The organism is Marisediminitalea oceani (assembly GCF_003731635.1).
Taxonomy (GTDB): Bacteria; Pseudomonadota; Gammaproteobacteria; order Enterobacterales; family Alteromonadaceae; genus Alteromonas; species Alteromonas oceani.
Genome location: NZ_RCUA01000034.1, coordinates 16,564 through 35,207, shown reverse-complemented (window position 1 = coordinate 35,207; position 18,644 = coordinate 16,564). Strand labels below are relative to the sequence as shown.

General features: G+C 48.3%; 16 protein-coding genes. 5 read left to right on the top strand and 11 right to left on the bottom strand.

Features of this window, described 5'->3' with window-relative positions:
* Nucleotides 1–56: 56 nt before the first annotated feature.
* From D9T21_RS11650 to D9T21_RS11635, 4 genes are all read right to left on the bottom strand, one after another.
* Nucleotides 57–1,091: a FecR domain-containing protein gene (locus tag D9T21_RS11650; protein ID WP_123325104.1), complete on the bottom strand. Its 1,035-nt coding sequence runs from the start codon at nucleotides 1,089–1,091 to the stop codon at nucleotides 57–59.
* Between the two features lie 13 nt (nucleotides 1,092–1,104).
* On the bottom strand, nucleotides 1,105–1,647 hold the full coding sequence (locus D9T21_RS11645; RefSeq protein WP_123325103.1) for an RNA polymerase sigma factor: 543 nt from the start codon (nucleotides 1,645–1,647) through the stop codon (nucleotides 1,105–1,107).
* Nucleotides 1,648–1,733: 86 nt separating this feature from the next.
* Nucleotides 1,734–4,313, bottom strand: a complete 2,580-nt coding sequence (locus D9T21_RS11640) for a TonB-dependent receptor plug domain-containing protein (protein WP_123325102.1) — start codon at nucleotides 4,311–4,313, stop codon at nucleotides 1,734–1,736.
* A 337-nt stretch (nucleotides 4,314–4,650) separates the two neighbouring features.
* Entirely contained in the window at nucleotides 4,651–4,998 is a 348-nt protein-coding gene (locus D9T21_RS11635) for a Grx4 family monothiol glutaredoxin (protein ID WP_105934029.1), read from the bottom strand.
* Between the two features lie 458 nt (nucleotides 4,999–5,456).
* Here D9T21_RS11635 and sodB point away from each other — a divergent pair, with 458 nt between their 5' ends.
* From sodB to D9T21_RS11615, 4 genes are all read left to right on the top strand, one after another.
* The gene (sodB, locus tag D9T21_RS11630; RefSeq protein WP_070174795.1) at nucleotides 5,457–6,041 is read left to right on the top strand and encodes a superoxide dismutase [Fe]; all 585 of its coding nucleotides are present in this window, start codon (nucleotides 5,457–5,459) and stop codon (nucleotides 6,039–6,041) included.
* A 235-nt stretch (nucleotides 6,042–6,276) separates the two neighbouring features.
* On the top strand, nucleotides 6,277–8,199 hold the full coding sequence (locus tag D9T21_RS11625; protein ID WP_123325101.1) for a PrkA family serine protein kinase: 1,923 nt from the start codon (nucleotides 6,277–6,279) through the stop codon (nucleotides 8,197–8,199).
* Nucleotides 8,200–8,225: 26 nt separating this feature from the next.
* A complete protein-coding gene (locus D9T21_RS11620) occupies nucleotides 8,226–9,509 on the top strand; it encodes a YeaH/YhbH family protein (RefSeq protein ID WP_105934032.1) in 1,284 nt (427 codons plus the stop codon).
* Nucleotides 9,509–11,020: a SpoVR family protein gene (locus D9T21_RS11615; RefSeq protein WP_123325100.1), complete on the top strand. Its 1,512-nt coding sequence runs from the start codon at nucleotides 9,509–9,511 to the stop codon at nucleotides 11,018–11,020. The genes D9T21_RS11620 and D9T21_RS11615 overlap by 1 nt, the downstream gene beginning before the upstream one ends.
* A gap of 11 nt (nucleotides 11,021–11,031) precedes the next feature.
* Here D9T21_RS11615 and D9T21_RS11610 read toward each other — a convergent pair whose 3' ends face one another.
* The 4 genes from D9T21_RS11610 to prmB form a co-directional block, all read right to left on the bottom strand.
* Nucleotides 11,032–11,748: a transposase gene (locus tag D9T21_RS11610; RefSeq protein ID WP_164464659.1), complete on the bottom strand. Its 717-nt coding sequence runs from the start codon at nucleotides 11,746–11,748 to the stop codon at nucleotides 11,032–11,034.
* Between the two features lie 153 nt (nucleotides 11,749–11,901).
* Nucleotides 11,902–13,080: an MFS transporter gene (locus D9T21_RS11605; RefSeq protein ID WP_123325098.1), complete on the bottom strand. Its 1,179-nt coding sequence runs from the start codon at nucleotides 13,078–13,080 to the stop codon at nucleotides 11,902–11,904.
* A gap of 24 nt (nucleotides 13,081–13,104) precedes the next feature.
* Nucleotides 13,105–14,205: a chorismate synthase gene (gene aroC / locus D9T21_RS11600; protein ID WP_123325097.1), complete on the bottom strand. Its 1,101-nt coding sequence runs from the start codon at nucleotides 14,203–14,205 to the stop codon at nucleotides 13,105–13,107.
* Between the two features lie 4 nt (nucleotides 14,206–14,209).
* Nucleotides 14,210–15,145 (bottom strand): 50S ribosomal protein L3 N(5)-glutamine methyltransferase, encoded by a 936-nt coding sequence (prmB, locus tag D9T21_RS11595; protein ID WP_123325096.1) that lies wholly within the window; start codon nucleotides 15,143–15,145, stop codon nucleotides 14,210–14,212.
* Between the two features lie 114 nt (nucleotides 15,146–15,259).
* Between prmB and smrB the strand changes: the two genes are divergently transcribed.
* Nucleotides 15,260–15,835: an endonuclease SmrB gene (smrB, locus tag D9T21_RS11590; protein ID WP_123325095.1), complete on the top strand. Its 576-nt coding sequence runs from the start codon at nucleotides 15,260–15,262 to the stop codon at nucleotides 15,833–15,835.
* Nucleotides 15,836–15,877: 42 nt separating this feature from the next.
* On the opposite strand, the gene D9T21_RS11585 is transcribed toward smrB, so the two are convergent.
* From D9T21_RS11585 to gshA, 3 genes are all read right to left on the bottom strand, one after another.
* On the bottom strand, nucleotides 15,878–15,994 hold the full coding sequence (locus D9T21_RS11585; RefSeq protein ID WP_377907587.1) for a DUF3149 domain-containing protein: 117 nt from the start codon (nucleotides 15,992–15,994) through the stop codon (nucleotides 15,878–15,880).
* Nucleotides 15,995–16,315: 321 nt separating this feature from the next.
* Nucleotides 16,316–16,954: a transglycosylase SLT domain-containing protein gene (locus tag D9T21_RS11580; protein WP_123325094.1), complete on the bottom strand. Its 639-nt coding sequence runs from the start codon at nucleotides 16,952–16,954 to the stop codon at nucleotides 16,316–16,318.
* Nucleotides 16,955–17,019: 65 nt separating this feature from the next.
* A complete protein-coding gene (gene gshA / locus D9T21_RS11575) occupies nucleotides 17,020–18,627 on the bottom strand; it encodes a glutamate--cysteine ligase (protein WP_123325093.1) in 1,608 nt (535 codons plus the stop codon).
* Nucleotides 18,628–18,644: the final 17 nt, after the last annotated feature.

The following is an 18,644-nucleotide window of genomic DNA, read 5'->3' as shown; positions in this document are numbered from 1 at the left end:
AGTTAGGTAAAATTCCGCTAATAGTTACACAAAGCGACAGGCCGTGCACTTTTTTATCACGACCCGGATGTGGTATGCAGATGAATCGTCTTATCCGCCCCTTCATAGGAGCTGATAGCAAAACTATTTTCCAGCGCAGCCAGCAAGCCTTTGATATCCCCTACACGGAAGTAGCCTGCAACCCGCGTAGCTTTAAGCGCATCATCATCAATCACAAACTTAACCTGTGTATAGCGGCTGATTTCCTGCAGCGCCTGAGGCAATTGCTCGCCGGTAAAAACAATCTGGCCATCTTGCCAGGCAAGGCTCTGGGCGATTTCCGATTGCGTCAGCGACTCTCTGGGCGAGACTTTATCACTGACCAGCACTTTTTCGCCGGCGAAGACCATTACGCCTTCCCGAGCGATCACCGGTTTCGGTTGCTGCTCTGACGCCGGCTCATTTAATTGCGTGGAGACCCTGACTTTGCCCTCAGTTACGGTTAGCTCAAATGCCTTGTCCCGGGTAAACTGCATATTAAACGCGGTGCCTACCGCCGTTACCGCATTGTTACCGGCGGATACCGTAAAGGGTTTTGCCGGGTCTTTAGCAACCTCAAAATGCGCCTCGCCTTTAATTAGTGCTACCTGACGGGAGTCGGCGTAAAAGGTCACATGAATTTCGGTATCGGTGTTTAAATATACTTTTGAACCGTCAGCCAAAGTAACGGTTTTTTGTTCACCTACCAGTGTCTGGCTGTGCTCCGTTAGCATTACCTGCTGCGCAGGTTCACCCGGGCTGCTCAGCCACTGCCAGCTGATTAATCCGGTAAGCATAAACACAGCCGCAGCACCGATAAGCCAGCGTCTGGATGGTGATGGCCTGGTGGTATTTTGCACCGGTGCCAGTTCCCTTACCGTGTTCATCACACTAATCTCATCCCACAATGCGGCCATCTCTGCCAGTACTTTCTGATGAGAAGGGTTGCTGGCGACCCATTGTTTCAGCGCTTCGGTTTCCTGCGCCGTGAGCCCACGATCAATAGCGGCTATCCAGTCACATGCGGTAGCCTGTATGGTTTCTTTACTGTTGAATTGACTTACATTACTCATAACTACTATTGACCTACCCCAGATTTGACTGACTGTCGTCAGCGCGCTGAGGCTGCTGTTGGCGAGCCAGGAACTGAGCGCATTGCATAAGCCCTTTAGCCACATGTTTTTCCACTGTACTTTCACTGAGTTGCAGCAGTTCGGCGATATCGCGCTGACTCATATCGTACACTTTCTTCAGTAAAAAAACGCGTTTAACTTCCGCCGACAAACTTTCCGTTGCCTGGCAAAAGTGAATAAACCGCTGTTTACTTTCAAACTGTTTTTCCAGAGACGCATCCATATTGCTGTGTGACAACAGGTCCATATTATCGACCTGGTCGTTCAGCTTATGCGCCGCCCGGGACACATGATTAAGGGCGAGATTACGCACCGTTCTTAACATGTAAGTCCGCTCGTACTGAATCTCCTGATTTAATTCAGCTTCATAACTTTTAACAAAGGCATCCTGCACTATATCTTCGACGTCGTTATCGTCCACAATATTTGCCACCGCTCGCATCAGACGCTGGCGGTATTTCAAATAAGTTGCGGCAATTTTAGAGTGTCCGCTCATTGTTCTGTATCTGGCAACATGGCTACTATTACACTAAATAAACAACCGGCCGGGCTACCCCGGCCGGCCAGTGGCATTATTCTACCTTAAAAAGTATAAATACCTCTCACATAATAAAAGCCACCGTTGATGCCGATTGGTGATGTTGTCGGATATTTAGAACCGGCAATTTCGTTATCCCACATCACGTTGCGATCGGGACGCTCATCAAACAGGTTCTTGGCGCCGACCACCAGTTGCAGGTCATCAGTAAAGTGATAGCCCACTTCCATATCAAAGGTGAACTCAGCGCTGACATTATCGATAGGCAGCCCGGAGTCCAGGTGATCTTCATAGATGCTGCCAGCATAGTTCATGCGACCTAAGATACGCCAGTCACCATTAGTATGATTTGCAGTCAGGCTATAACGAATGGCCGGCAGGTTATCTTCCAGCATATGAATTCGTTCAGCTGAGATGTTATCTGACGCATCATCAACGGTAGTCGATGTCCAGTTGTAGGCCAGCGCAAGCTTGGTTTCACCGCCGTACATGTCAAAAGAATAGTTGGCGACGATGTCCACGCCCTCAGTAGTGGTATCAAAGTCATTGGTAAAGAAGCTCACTTCCGAGAAGCTCGAGGCATCCTCTACACCCTGAGCAAGCAAGGCTTCAATGTCTTCTTCGGTTAAGCGGATCCCTGAAGTAGTGCTGATCCGATCGGTTACTTCAATGTGATAGTAATCCACAGTCAGGAACAGACCGTTGTCAAACTCAGCTACCATACCAATGCTCATGCTCTCAGATTCTTCCGGCGTTAACTGAGTACCGCCCTTCTGAACAGAAATAGGATCGGTAGGTGGCAAGGTTGCGCGGTCGATAAGGCGACCATCGGTACCAAAGGCAGTGGTTACGTTTCGCACGTTACTCTGACCAATGGTTGGCGCTTTAAAACCAGTGCTGAAAGCACCACGGAATGCAATGGCATCGGTGGCCTGATAGCGCAGCGACACTTTGCCTTTGGTAGTGTCACCAAAGTCTGAGAAGTCCTCATAACGAACGGCCGCTGTTAACAGCAGGTCGTCTGTCAGATAAGCTTCTGCATCCAGGTACAGGGCAATATTGTGGCGCGAAGCTTCACCGGCACTACGGGTCGACAAGCCAGGAAAACCATTTGAGCCAATACCAAAGCCTTGTGATGCCAACGGTCCAATAGCAAAAGATGCCGGATCGCCTGCTTCACTCTCGTAAGTCTCATGGCGGTACTGGAAACCACCGGCCAGATAAACCGGCTCAGACAGCCCCATATCAATAGGCTTGGTTAAGTCGATATCCAGTGATTTTTCGGTTTGGGTGTAAGTACCCGGTTTAAATGAGGTTGGCGTATCCGGCCCCAAAGAAGGGTTGATAGTATTGCTGATAGCAAAGTCAACCGAGTTCTGACCGAAGTTCAGGCTTACGTCATAACCAATTTCATTACCCAGTTCGCCGCTGGTACCAAACACCAGTGACATGTCTTCCACGGTGCCGCCAAAACGCGGTGTAAAACCGCCAGGGAACATTTCATTAAAGGCAAAACAGTTAGCGCCTACCGCGGTAGAGTTATCCGCTATCAGGCCATAATCGGCGTCATCCAGCACGTTACCATCGGTAATGCGCACTAACGGACATTCAACGCCTGTGCCAACGCCATCCAAATCGCCCACTAACAACAACGGCGTGCCGTCTTCATCCGTGCCGCCATCCGCAACACCGCCACGGGTATGTGGGTTACGGTAGTAGAAACCGCCTTCGACTTCACGCTCTGCGTAGTTACCAAACAGGTACAAACGGGAATCATCGCTTAAATCCATTCCCAGGTTGGCAAATAATTTAAGATCATCTTTGATTTCCGGGCTACCCCAGATTTGAGCGGGATCGGCAACTGCGGTATTGCCGGCAGCAATCAGTCCGGCAGCATCGTCACGCTGAACACTGCGCGAGGTTGGATTAGCGGTACGGTATTCACCGGTGAAATTAGCGAATCCATCGTCCCCCAAAGGTAAACCGATGTTACCGCTTAACTGCATCATGTCACCGTCGCCTTCATAATGAGAGCCGTAACGGGCTTCAAACATGCCGCCTTCGGCACTGTCTTTGAGCACGAAGTTGACCACACCGGCAATAGCATCTGAACCGTACTGGGCTGCAGCACCGTCCCGCAGTACTTCAACCTGCTTTAAGGCAGCTGCCGGGATCGTTGAAATATCTGGTCCCTGAGCACCATCAGACAGGCCACCGCCTAAAAAGGTAATGACCGCAGAACGGTGACGACGCTTACCGTTAACCAGCACCAGAGTATGATCCGACGCCATACCGCGCAGGTTAGCCGGACGCACCAGAGTGGAAGCATCATTGATTGGCTGGTCGTTAACATTAAACGACGGCACAACAGTTTGCATCATGGATACCATGTCGGTAGAGCCCTGATTAACAAACTCTTCTTCGGAAATAATATCGATAGGTACCGCAGAATCACCAATCGAACGCGGCGCGGCACGGGTACCGACAACAGCGATTTTCTCAACCGATTTAGCGTCGGCATCATCCTGAGCCAGAGCGGGGGTAGCAACAACACTGGTGGCGGCTACAGAAGCTGCCAGCACCAGACGAAGTTGCGCAGAAATTCTCGTCAAACTTGTTTTCATAATGGTTTCCCGGATTGTCTTTTTTGGTCGGTACTGCCATCTGTTATATTCAAACAAAATACCGGCCTTTTTATCTGTTTATTTTTACCTTCAACACTGCCTGGGCAAGCCCTGACAGCAACCGTTTTATAGACTCTAAACAGCTAATAAACAAACAAAAAATGTCAAATTAAAAATATATTTCAGAGTGATAGAGGATCGGGTTTGGTGACTTGTCTATAGGTATTTGGCCAGCTAAAAAAACGCTGATTCGGGGTATCCTGGAGGTACATTTTCGCTTTAGCGGGCATAAAAAAGCCGGCTGTGTTCAGCCGGCTTTTTCAATGATGCAGGATGACTATTCCGCTTTGGTTTTCTCAGCGGTTTCTTTAATCAGTGGCTGAAGTTCGCCCTGCTGGAACATTTCCAGAATAATGTCACACCCGCCAACTAGTTCGCCGTCGACCCATAGCTGAGGAAACGTAGGCCAGTTAGCGTACGCTGGCAGCTCTGCGCGAATGTCAGGGTTTTGCAAAATATCAACATAAGCAAATTGCTCACCGCAGGACATTAGTGCCTGAGATGCCTGAGCTGAGAAGCCGCAGCTGGGTAATTTAGGAGAGCCTTTCATATACAGCAGGATTGGGTTCTCTGAGATTTGCTGCTGAATACGCTCTAATGTGGTTTGTTCACCGTTGTTTTCCATGAATGCCTCTTAACTTTTTACCTTTGCAGGGATATGTATGCATGAACGCCACTTTTCAAGGGCGGGTAGCCCCGATTGTATCATTAATATGTGCCGCGCATAAATTCTGATTTCACAGTTTGCCTTATCGTAAGTGATCCGATAAGTGCTTTTATGCCTATGATATAGCAAGCTGATGTTGGAGTTTCACAAGCGCTTGGGCTAATCTGTAATACAAATAGTCAGTCAGCTTGTTACGACACACAACAGCATTTGGATTGGTTACCGGTTTTGTGACTGCGATGTAATAGGTTTCCACCACCGCCGACTAACTCAAAAAAGAAAAATTTCATCTAATTGTCATTGGGTTAAATAAATCCGTCCCTATATCATAGGGTGTCGGGATAAATGACCGTTAGATAAAAAGACTTATTCTGATAACAGACTACGTACAACTAACCAAGAAAATGGAGACTCATATGGCTTTTGAACTACCAGCGTTACCTTATGAAAAAGATGCTCTGGAGCCACACATTTCTGCTGAGACGCTTGATTACCACTATGGTAAACACCACGCTACTTACGTAACCAAACTGAATGGTCTGGTAGAAGGTACTGATCTGGAATCAAAGAGCCTGGAAGAAATCGTTAAGACTTCTGAAGGCGGCGTATTCAACAACGCTGCTCAGGTATGGAACCACACGTTCTACTGGAACTGCTTAAGCCCGAATGGCGGCGGTGAGCCAACTGGCGCACTGGCAGACGCAATCGTTGCAAAATGGGGTTCTTTTGAAGACTTCCAGGCTGCATTCAACGATAAAGCCGTTAACAACTTTGGTTCAAGCTGGACCTGGCTGGTTAAAACTGCTGACGGTAGCCTGGATATCGTTAACACCAGCAATGCAGCAACCCCACTAACTGACGACAGCCTGACCCCAGTGCTGACCGTGGACCTGTGGGAACACGCTTATTACATCGACTACCGTAACCTGCGTCCTAAGTACTTAGGTGGCTTCTGGGCACTGGTTAACTGGGAATTCGCAGCCGCTAACTTCGGCGCGTAAGCCCTTTTTCGTACCCGCACCCTGCGGGTACGATCCTTCTCTCCCACACTGATAATTTTCACTTTTTTCTGCTTATTACTGCTCTTTGCCAGCCCTTAGTTCACTTGGGCCTCATGATTTCATTAACATTTTTGTTGCAAAAATAAACGACGAATTACACCTTTTGCCCATTGTTTTCTGAAATTATAGGACTATGCTGGAAGTACGGGAGACCGTTTTTTATACAGGGGTATTTATGGGTATTTTCGAGCATTACCAAGAGCGCTATGAAAAACATAAGCAAGAAGAGTTTACCATTCAGGAATTCTTAGACATCTGTAAAAACGACCCGATGGCCTATGCAAATTCCGCGGAAAGATTGCTACAGGCCATTGGTGAGCCTGAAATGATAGACACATCCACCGATCCGGCACTCAGCCGCATTTTCTCAAACCGCGTTATCGCCCGCTATCCGGCATTCCATGAATTTTTTGGCATGGAAGAAGCGATTGAACAGATAGTGTCCTACCTGCGTCACGCTGCTCAGGGGCTGGAAGAGAAGAAGCAAATTCTGTACTTGTTAGGCCCGGTAGGTGGCGGTAAATCATCACTCGCTGAACGGCTTAAAGAGCTGATGCAGAAGGTGCCGATTTACATGATTAAAGACTCACCGGTTAACGACCATCCGTTCTGTCTGTTTGACTTAAATGAAGACGGCAACATTCTTGAGCAAGAGTACGGCATTCCAAAGCGCTATTTAAAAACGATTATGTCACCCTGGGCCAGAAAGCGCCTGCATGAATACAACGGTGACATCACTAAATTTAAAGTCGTGAAGGTATATCCATCCATTCTCGATCAGATGGGCATTGCTAAAACCGAACCTGGCGATGAAAACAACCAGGATATTTCGTCGCTGGTCGGTAAAGTGGATATCCGTCGTCTGGAGCAATTTGCTCAGAACGATCCCGATGCCTACAGCTACTCAGGCTCTCTGTGTAAGGCCAATCAGGGCCTGATGGAGTTTGTGGAAATGTTTAAAGCACCAATTAAGGTGCTGCATCCGCTGCTAACCGCAACCCAGGAAGGCAATTATAACCCTACCGAAGGGTTTTCCGCCCTGCCCTTTGACGGGCTGATTCTGGCCCACTCTAACGAATCTGAATGGCAGTCGTTCCGCAACAACAAAAACAATGAGGCGTTCCTGGACCGGGTTTACATTGTAAAAGTGCCTTATTGCCTGCGAGTTTCTGAAGAAATGCGGATCTACGACAAACTATTGCAAAACAGTGAATTACACGGCGCGCCCTGCGCACCAGACACGTTAAAAAGTTTGGCCCAGTTTATTGTGCTGTCACGCCTCAAAGAACCAGAAAACTCCAGCATCTATTCGAAAATGCGGGTTTACGATGGTGAAAGTCTGAAAGACACCGATCCTAAAGCCAAGTCTTACCAGGAATATCGTGATTACGCCGGGGTAGATGAGGGCATGGAAGGATTGTCTACCCGTTTCGCGTTTAAGATCCTGTCGCGGGTGTTTAATTTTGATCATACCGAAGTGGCGGCCAATCCGGTGCACCTTTTCTACGTACTGGAGCGGCAGATAGAGCGCGAGCAGTTCCCTCAGGATACGGCGGATCGCTATAAGGAGTTTTTAAAAGGCTTCTTAATTCCGCACTACGTGGAGTTCATTGGCAAAGAAATTCAAACGGCTTATCTGGAGTCTTACTCTGAATATGGCCAGAACCTGTTTGACCGCTATGTAACCTATGCAGACTTCTGGATCCAGGATCAGGAATACCGCGACCCGGAAACCGGTCAGCTGTTTGATCGTGCGTCGCTGAATGCCGAGCTGGAGAAAACTGAAAAACCGGCCGGTATCAGTAACCCGAAAGATTTCCGTAATGAGATCGTGAATTTTGTGCTCCGCGCCCGGGCCAATAACGGGGGTAAAAACCCTAACTGGACCAGCTACGAAAAACTGCGCACCGTAATAGAGAAGAAAATGTTCTCCAATACGGAAGATCTGCTGCCGGTGATTTCGTTTAACACCAAGGGGTCTGCCGAAGATCGTAAGAAACACGACGACTTTGTGAACCGAATGGTGGAAAAAGGGTATACACAAAAACAAGTACGGTTACTGTGCGAATGGTACCTGCGTGTCCGCAAAGCATCTTAGGGTGCAATTTAGCGTGAAGGGGTTGTATGGCACATTTCATAGACCGCAGGTTAAATAGCAAAGGGAAAAGTACCCTTAACCGTCAGCGGTTTTTAAAACGATATAAGCAACAAATCAAACGCGCTGTGTCAGATGCCGTCGGTCAACGTTCGGTGACCGACGTCGAGTCTGGCGAACATATCAGCATACCCAAACAAGATATCTCCGAACCATTATTTCACACCGGTAAGGGCGGCAAACGAACGGTTGTTCACCCAGGTAACGATCAGTTTACCGCCGGTGACCGAATCGATCGGCCGCCGCCTCAGGGCGGCCAGGGCTCAGGCCAGGGCGATGCCGGTAATAGCGGTGAAGGTGAGGATGACTTTACCTTCTCCATCTCCAAAGACGAATACCTCGACTTACTGTTTGAAGATTTGGCCCTGCCCAATTTAAAAAACAGCCAGTTCGATCAGGTAGTACAGTACGAAACTTACCGCGCGGGTTATCAAACCGACGGGGTGCCTACCAATCTGGATATTGTGCGCTCACTTAAAGGCTCGATGGCCAGACGGGTAGCGCTAACTGCCGCAGATCGGCGTAAGCTGCGTGAGGCCGAAGAAGAGCTGGAGAAGCTTAAAGCCGACAAACACGATAACACCGTGGCGATTATCGAACTGGAAAAAACCATTGGCGCGTTAAAAGCCAAAATTGCTGGTGTTCCGTTTATTGACACCTTCGATTTACGCTTTAAAAACTACGCGAAAAAGCCTGTCCCTACCAGCAAGGCAGTGATGTTTTGCCTGATGGATGTCTCCGGCTCGATGGATCAGGCCACCAAAGACATGGCCAAGCGTTTTTATATCCTGCTCTATTTGTTTTTAAGCCGGACCTATAAAAACGTCGAGGTGGTATACATTCGCCATCATACCCAGGCCAAAGAGGTCGATGAGCAGGAGTTTTTCTACTCTCAGGAAACCGGCGGTACCATTGTATCCAGCGCGCTTAAACTGATGGACGAAATTATTGCCGAACGCTACCAGGACAGCGACTGGAACATCTATGCCGCGCAGGCATCAGACGGGGATAACTGGGCCGACGACTCGCCTCAGTGCCGCGAAATTCTGATGAAAAAACTGCTACCGGTAACGCGCTATTTCGCCTACATCGAAATTACCGAACGCCAGCACCAAAGCCTGTGGCGGGAATATCAAAGCGTGGAGGAAGCCTGCAGTAACTTTGTTTGCAAACACATCATCTCGGTCAGCGATATCTATCCTGTATTCCGTGAACTGTTTGAAAAAACCAGTGAGACCAGCGGAGGAAGCTAATGACGGCTGAAGTAGCAGACGTAAAGAAAACACTCAGCGACGGGCCTGACTGGACCTTCGATATGCTGGCCCAGTATGAAACTGAAATAGACCGGATTGCCAAAGAATATAAACTCGACATTTATCCAAACCAAATTGAGGTGATCACCGCCGAGCAAATGATGGATGCCTATGCCAGTATTGGTATGCCTATTAATTATACCCACTGGTCATTTGGCAAAAAATTTATTCAGAACGAGCAGCAATACCGCCGCGGTCAGATGGGCCTGGCCTACGAAATAGTGATTAATTCTAATCCGTGTATTGCTTACCTGATGGAAGAAAATACCATAACCATGCAGGCGCTGGTAATGGCTCATGCCTGTTACGGACACAACTCCTTTTTTAAAGGCAATTACCTGTTTCAAACCTGGACCGATGCCAGTTCAATTATCGATTATCTGGTGTTTGCCAAAAATTACATTGCCAAATGCGAACAAAAATACGGTTACGAGGAAGTCGAGCAAACGCTGGACTCCTGCCACGCGCTGATGAATTTTGGTGTAGACCGTTACAAACGCCCGCAGAAGCTATCGCTGCAGGAAGAAAAGAGCCGCCAGAAACAACGGGCTAAGTATTTGCAGTCGCAGGTAAATGAACTTTGGCGCACCCTGCCCGACAGCAAAGAAAAAAATCAGCCGAAGGCTATGCGTTTCCCGGCGGAGCCTCAGGAGAACCTGCTTTATTTCATTGAAAAAAATGCCCCTCTGCTGGAGCCCTGGCAGCGTGAAATTGTGCGCATAGTGCGCAAAGTGTCGCAGTATTTTTATCCGCAAAAGCAAACCCAGGTAATGAACGAAGGCTGGGCGTGTTTCTGGCATTACCATATTTTAAACAAGCTTTATGATGAAGGACTGGTAACCGACCGTTTTATGCTAGAGTTCCTGCACAGTCATACCAGCGTGGTTACTCAACCCGACTATAACAGCCCTTATTACAGCGGTATCAATCCATATGCACTGGGCTTTAATATGTTTATGGATATCAAACGGATTTGCCAGGAGCCTACCGACGAGGACCGTTACTGGTTCCCGGACATTGCTGGTAAGGACTGGCTGGAAACCGTGCATTTCGCCATGCATAACTTTAAGGATGAAAGCTTTATCAGTCAGTTTTTATCACCCAAAGTCATGCGGGACTTTAAACTGTTTGCGGTAGAAGATGATTCTGATAAACCCTATGTGAGCGTATCGGCCATTCACGACGAGCGCGGCTACCGCGCGATTCGGGAAAAGCTCTCCGCCCAGTACAATCTGAGTAACTTAGAGCCTAATATTCAGGTGTATAACGTGGATGTGCGCGGCGACCGTTCGCTCACTTTGCGGTATGTACCGCAAAATGGCATTCCGCTGGCCGACAGCAAAGACGAAGTGATGCGCCACCTGCACCGGCTGTGGAAATTCGACGTAAAACTCGAACAGATACAGGATGATGGCGAGCCAGCAGTAATAGCCCGCTGTATCAGGCAATAGCGATCAAGGGGTCAGATTCTTTGAAACCATTCTTTAAACTCTTCAGAGCGTCTATCCCCTCCGTGTTCAAGATATCCGGCAAAGCGTTCAAGCTTTGCGGATATCTGCTTTACAAATTTATCATCGCCCAGCACCCTGGACTTATTTATTGATAATCTAATCTTGTTCAATATCTCATTTGATAAGGAGTTGTCGAGAAGACGGTTATAGGCCAACTTTCGACTCGCGGAGTCAACGCCAAGGGATAAATAGAGAGGATGAGGCTCTATCATAGCAATATTTTTATCACCTCCGTTTGCATGATAGCTACTCCATGTATAATCTTTTGGGTGATCTACCATGTTTGCTCTGACAGGATTTAATTCTATATACTGGTAAACCTGAAGCAGGTACTCGTCAGTGTTCACCAAACTTGATTTAAATCTACCTTCCCAAAGCGTGCCAGTTCGATTGTAAGTGGTGTTGATATAGCGAACATAGTAGCGCCCTAAGCTCTGCATAACATGACTAATTCCCTCATAGTCTGATGCTTGCAAAAGTAAATGAACATGGTTTGTCATCAGTACATAACAATGAACCCGCACATTAAATTTTTCTGCACACTCTTTGAGTTTTTTAAGGTAAACGGCATAGTCTTTATCCCGAAAAAAACACGCTTGTCTATTATTCCCTCGTTGAACAACGTGTACGGGCATATTTGGAACCAATACTCTTGGACGACGAGCCAATTTTATTTCCCCCTGAAAACAAACTGGCTTAAATCATATTTGAAAATCTATCAATTTATACTGGTCAACAGGTCTGTTTCTTTCTTGCGATAAACAAAAGGCTTACCTTACTATGAAAACGTGTTTTCAAAGAACCTGACCCCTTGATCGGGATTAACTTTCCCGGCGCTTGTCCATTTGCTGCGGCGTTATCAGCAGTAATACCAATCCACCTGCCGCCGCACAGGCCCCGGCTGCAGAGAACGTTAGCATGGACCCGGCGCCCTGTTGCCACAATAACCCTGCGGCATAATTGCCTACGGCGCCCCCCAACCCAAACGCCAGGCTGATATAGGCGGCCTGGATTCGTCCGTGGATCTGGGTTGGAAAATAGTGATGGATAAAATGCATCGAGGTAGAGTGATTTAAGCCAAAGCTTAGAGCATGGATAAACTGACTGAAGAAAACCAGCCAGAACATATCTGCCAGGGTGCCCAGAACCAGCCAGCGTAAGCCCGTAGCCAGCAGGCAAAACACCATTAAACGCCACACCCCAAAACGGGAGATTAATCGCTGGGCGACCAGGAAAATGCCAACCTCTACCGTTACTCCGAGCGCAATCAATAAACCAGTTTGCATGCCGGAATAACCCAAATCCCGCATGTACAGTGCAAAAAAGCCGTAATACGCCCCAAAGCTTAATTGTAATAAGGCATTAGACAGCAAAAACAGCAACGCCACTTTATCCCGCAGAAAAGGCATGATCCGCACTGCGACAGCCGCTTTGGGTTTAAGGTTTTGCGGCTGAGTAAGCGTAAGGCTGCTGATAAAGAGCCCGATTAAAACCAGCATCGAAGCATATATTGGCGCGTCAGTAGAAAAGAAATCCAGTGCCTTACCGACTAAAACAGTGAGTACGATAAAGCCAATACTGCCCCACAAACGAATACGACCATAACGTTTAGAGTCGCCTTCAATAGTTTGCAGGGTGAGTACTTCAAGCTGCGGCAACACTGCAGTCCAGAACATCATCATCAGGCCCATGACGAGCGTCAGGTACCAGAATGAGTAAGCCCAGAATACACCAATAAAACTCAGTACGGTTAAGCCGCTACCGAGTCTTAAAATAAACAGGATTTTACCGGTACGATCGGCAACCCCTGCCCACAGCGAAGGGCCGATAATGCGTGCCAGGGTGATAACCGCAAACAACTCGCCAATTTCTACCGACGTGAAACCACGTCCATCAAGAAAGACGCCAAGATAAGGAGTGATAACCCCTAACTGACCAAAATACAGAGCGTAGGTAAGGCCGAGCGCTATAATAGCAAAGCGGCTGGAAGACGCCGCCATTACTTGAGTGTCGGATTCAGCATCTTATTTGGCTGAACCCGGAATAATCGGCGTAGTGCAATGAACCGCCGCATTTTGTGCGCGATGACGCAGGCAATGATCCATTAACACCAGCGCTAACATGGCTTCGGCGATGGGTACGGCACGAATACCTACGCACGGGTCATGACGCCCCTTGGTCACGATATCAATAGCGTTGCCTTCAGTATCAATGGTTTCGCCGGGTACTGAGATACTTGAGGTGGGCTTAAGTGCCATGTGTACTACCAGATCCTGCCCCGTTGAAATGCCGCCTAATACGCCGCCAGAGTGATTAGAGGCAAAGCCATCGGGTGTTAGTGTGTCACGATGTTCACTGCCCTTTTGGGTCACTACATCAAAGCCATCACCCACTTCCACGCCTTTAACCGCGTTAATGCCCATCATGGCACCGGCAATATCGGCATCGAGACGGTCAAATACCGGCTCACCCAGGCCTACCGGCATATTGGTGGCAACCACAGACACTTTTGCACCGATTGAGTCGCCGGACTTTTTCAGGTCGCGCATGTATTCATCCAGCGCTTCAAGTTTCGATGCATCCGGGCAGAAAAACGGGTTTTCGTTAATAATGCTGTAGTCAACTGTGTCGATAGCAACCGGCCCTAACTGCGACAGAAAGCCGTGAATTTTAATCCCATGAACCTGCTCGAGATATTTTTTAGCAATGCCGCCTGCAGCAACGCGAATGGCCGTTTCACGCGCCGAGGAGCGACCGCCGCCACGGTAATCGCGAAGACCGTATTTTTGCTGGTAGGTATAATCGGCATGCCCCGGACGGAAGCGGTTGGCTATATTGGAATAATCCTGACTACGCTGATCCTTGTTTTTAATCAGCAGGCCAATACTGGTGCCGGTGGTTTTGCCTTCAAACACGCCAGATAAAATTTGCACTTCGTCGTCTTCGCGACGGGCTGTGGTATAGCGTGAGGTACCTGGTTTACGACGGTCTAAATCTACCTGTAAATCTTCTTCGGTCAGTTCCAGTCCCGGAGGACAACCGTCTACCACACCGCCAAGGGCGATGCCGTGACTCTCACCAAAGGTGGATACCGTAAATATTTTACCGAAAGTATTACCCGCCATCTCTCTATTTATCCTGTTGGTTGTAACTGTCTAATGCTGCTTTGGTTACAGCGAAAATACCATGGCCACCCTGTGCCAGTTCGACCCACTCTATATCCAGTCCCGGGAACCTGGCTTCCATATGCACCAGGCTGTTGCCGACTTCGACGAACATGACGCCCTGCTCGGTAAGGTAATTGCCGGCCCGGGCAATCATGGTTTCGACTAAATCGAGGCCATCATCCCCGGCGGCCAGTGCCAGTTCTGGTTCGTGCTGGAATTCTACCGGCAAATCGGCCATATCCTCAGCGTCCACATAAGGCGGGTTTGATACGATTAAGTCGTATTGTTGTCCTTCGAGCTGACTGAACAAATCGGAGTACAAAGGGAAAACCCGCTCGCTCAGTCCGTGTTCTTCTATATTCAGTTCTGCTACGGCCAGTGCATCAGCACTGATATCCACCGCATCAACCTGTGCCTCATCAAACGCATAGGCCAGTGCAATAGCTATGCAACCGCCACCGGTGCACATATCCAGAATGCGCGTGGGATTATCCTGCAGATGTGTCGCAAACTTGCCCTGAATTAGCTCAGCAAATGGTGAGCGTGGGATGAGCACCCGCTCATCCACATAAAACAGCAGTTCGCAAAACCAAGCTTCATGAGTAATATAAGGCAGAGGTAAACGCGTTTGCACTCGTTGCAAGACCAATTCGGCCACCTTACTGCGCTCACTCTTGGTGAGCCGCGCCGCAAACACACCGTCACCGGTTTGAGAGGTTAACGTGTGAGGTAAATGCAGGGCATAAAATACCAGGCTTACGGCCTCATCCCAGGCATTGTCGGTACCATGACCGTAAAACAGTTCTGCATCATTAAACCGGCTAACCGCCCAGCGCACCATATCTAACATGGAGTGCAGATCAGCAATGGCTTCGTCGAGGTAAAACTTGTCGGTCATACGGGCTACAATGTCCTGAAACTATAAAGCTGATATGATACATAATGTTGTCCGCTTCGGACATGCTTAATTTAGTGCAAAATTGCTCGCAATGAAGATTAGGAAACCTGGCCTGTGAAATTTAAGTCGCAATTTCCCCCTGTCACCGCCCAACAGAACACCGAAGACAGTGATGATACGGCGTTATTTCAACAAGAAATTAAAGGTGTAGCGCCTTTGAAGCAGGATACTTATGTGCCGGAGACGCCCCGTCCGGAAGTGAAAATTCGTCGCCAGCAAAAAACTCAGCGGCAGGCCAGAGCCAGTTTTGAGTTTTCTGACGCCTTTGAAGGCTTCATTCCGCCAGAAGGTGCACTCCGCTACTGCCGACAGGATGTGCCGGGCTATGAGCTGAAACAGTTGCGCCGGGGCGATTACAGCCCGGATTACATTCTTGATTTACACGGCCTGACCAAAGCACAGGCAAAACATGAATTAGCCGCTTTACTGCACACAGCCTGGCAGGAGCATGTTGACTGTGTGTGTATCGTTCACGGCGTAGGTTCTGGCGTTCTTAAACAGGCGCTGCCCCACTACCTTATTCAACATCCCAGAGTAATGGCGTTCCATCAGGCACCGCTGGAATATGGTGGGCAGGGTGCCTTGCTGGTACTGCTGGAAGTCGAGTCACCGTTTAGCAAAAAGCGTTAATCGCAATCACTTTTTTTGGGCACGCTTTCTGGGGTTCCGGGTCTACTTATGGTCATCACCACTGTTGTGGATGAATAAGTAAGTGTAATACGCCATCATTACGCATACGATAAAAATGCCAAGTAATGAGCCCCATACCACTGGATCTTTTAATAACATTGACCACATAACAATCACCTTTTTATTTGCTGTTTCTATGGTGATAGTGTGCGCTCGTGAGGCAGAAAAAACGCTGATCCAAATCAATATCAAAATGTCCGCCTGGCGCAAAGCATGACCTGGATCAAAAGAATGCGGCTAACCTAATATACGGTGTTTTAAAAACTTTTATTGATAATAGTTATCATTTAGATTAAAGTAAAAATGCCTGTTGGGTTTCCGGAAATTTTACGGTCTTGGACGGAATCCCACTTCTGGCAGGCGGGCACTTGCCCCGCCTGCTTTTTTTTCCGGCCAGGGGCTTGGTGCCGCCGTAAGACGTTAGTCAAATAACTTGAAGAACCAGCTTTTCTGCAGATCTTCTTCGCAGGTTTTTAATTGCGTAGCATAGCGCAGTGAACGGCCCTTAACGCGCTGCGAGACTTTTACCAGCCAACCCTTCTTGAGATAAGTTTTGCGACGATAGCCACCCCACCCTTCATGATAATTGAGGTATTGCGCGTAGGCATCCCATTTTGAAACACCATTCACTTTATGGGTTTTACTGATAAACCAGCCCATAAAATCTATCGCATCGTCAAAATCATCACGATCAGCGCCGGAATTCCCGGTTTCACGAATGTAGTCGCTCCAGGTGGGAGTTTTGGCCTGAGAATAGCCGTAAGCCGAACTCACTCTGCCCCAGGGAATGAGCCCGAAAAGAATGTAATCGCGGGGCGGCAGTGCATCGTGACGAAAAGAACTTTCCTGGTACATCATGGCCATGGGCACGTGGATAGGTACGCCCCATTTATCACGCATGTCGGCCGCCGCATCGTACCAGTCTTCCTTTTCGTAAAAGATCTCACAAAGATTGCTGGTGTCTTTTGGCGGCGTGGTGGCACACCCTGTGACCACTATCGGTAAAAAAATTACCCAGCCGGAAAAAAAGATGCAAATTCGTTTGAACTTTTTGTACATATGCTGTCCAAATTACTGTTCCGAAAGTGTGTTTCCCTGGAACAAATTCTTATGCCTGACCCGTGTCAGGCATTTTTTTTGGCTGGCTCCCGGGCAAAGTAATCGCTGATAAACTCACTGAATGACATGTCATCACCGGCTTCAATCTCACGCTGAGCGGCAAAAGAACGCTCGGCTTCAGCAACAAAATCTTCCGCCGATTTAAAGTGATAATTAAAGCCGGCAATTTGCTGGCGATAGGTTTCGGCTAATTCACGCCCCACTACCGCGTTGTCACCCTCTGCCAGTAATTTATTCAGCCAGCGCCCTGAGAAAGTTAAGTCTGGATCTTCAACTTTTAACCATTCGCGTTTAACCGCTTCGCTGTAGCGATTGTCATCATAGTTTTCGTCCATAATGGCTGCTACTTCGGCATAACGGGCAAACAGGGCTTCGGCCCAGTCACGCATGGCAACTTCCTGCTCATTTTGCAGTAAGTTTAAGCCTGGTTTGCGTCCTTCGAGCACTACACGGTTAAGATTAAACTCGGTTTCTTTGTAACGTTCGGCATCAAACTTAGGGCTCTCGGTAAGCAGGCACGCCATCAGAAATACATCCAGAAAATGCATTTGCGCTTTATCGATGCCAACCGGACTAAACGGATTCACATCCAGTGCCCGAACCTCGATGTAACTTACGCCTCTCAGTGCCAGCGCATCCGTGGGCTTTTCACCGGATGCAGTGGGCTGTTTAGGCCGGATTGGCGAGTAAAACTCGTTTTCAATTTGCAGTACATTTTTACTGAGCTGTTGATAATCACCGCCTTCGCCGGCAGCAAAACCGGCGTAATTCTTCGACGGCGAGTACATAGCTTCGCGTAACAAGCGCACATAGGTATCGATTGAGTTGTAGCAGATACGCAAAGAAGACTGCTCATTACTGGTGTAGCCCAAGCCGCTCATACGTAATGAGGTAGCATAAGGTAAATATAACGTGCCGCGCCCCAGCTGTTTAAAGTCCAGACCGTGTTCACGCCCTTCAACGAAAGACTTACACAATGCCGGAGAAGCGCCAAATAAATACGGAATTAACCAGCAACTGCGGCGGTAATTTCTGATCAGAGAAAAATACTGTTCAGACACCCATTCCTGGGTAGCTTGCACGCCTTTCTGAGTGGCCAGGTGCTGCCAGAATGTATCGGGTACAGAAAAGTTAAAGTGAACGCCTGAAATTGCCTGCATCATGCTACCGTAGCGGTTACGTAACCCCGTCCGATAGGCTTTTTTCATTTTACCAACGTTAGACTCGCCAAAGTAAGCGATAGGGATATCCTGCGCATTTTCAATAAAGCAAGGCATACTCAGCGGCCACAAGCGTTCATCACCAATATTATGGATGGTAAATTTGTGCACGTCTTCTAACTGCGCCAGCGTGGTATTGACGTCAGACTCAGGCGGCGTAATAAATTCAAGCAGCGATTCAGAGTAATCAGTAGTGATACTCTCATGAGTAAGAGCTGCTCCCAGCGCCTTTGGATGCGGCGTCGTTGCCAGCATGCCGGTTGGATTTATCCGCAAGCATTCGCGTTCAACCCCGCGTTTAATGGCACTGAGTGCAGAAAACGCTGAAGATGATTTAAGGGCCTCAAAATCGTAAGAAAGGTCGTGAGTCAGTTGGCGCAATGTCGATTCCATAATGTCGTTTGCGACTT